Genomic DNA, 255 nt, shown 5'->3' on the forward strand with positions numbered 1-255 from the left:
CAGAACCGTACCTTAGTACGGTTACAAAAGTGAGGGCCGTTCATAAACTCCTTGGATGACAAACGCCACCCGAATCGATTGGAAGGTACCTTTGGTGCTGCTATTTACCAGCGCCATTCCCTTAGCTGCGGGCATCGCTCGCCTGATAGGTCTCTCCGGCAATCCGGAGATCAGCACCGAGAACGCCCGATTCGTTGCGGCGCCGTTTCCTGTGATTGTGCACATCCTTTGCGTGTGCCTGTTTTCTATATTAGG

Annotated in this window: 1 pseudogene; it reads left to right on the forward strand. The window is 52.9% G+C overall.

Features of this window, described 5'->3' with window-relative positions:
• Positions 1 to 55 precede the first annotated feature (55 nt).
• Positions 56 to 255 (forward strand): annotated as a pseudogene (locus tag C5P05_RS34170) (hypothetical protein); the annotation flags it as partial.

Origin of the sequence: Rhodoferax ferrireducens, assembly GCF_003347515.1 — a bacterium.
In the GTDB taxonomy this organism is placed as follows: Bacteria; Pseudomonadota; Gammaproteobacteria; order Burkholderiales; family Burkholderiaceae_C; genus Rhodoferax.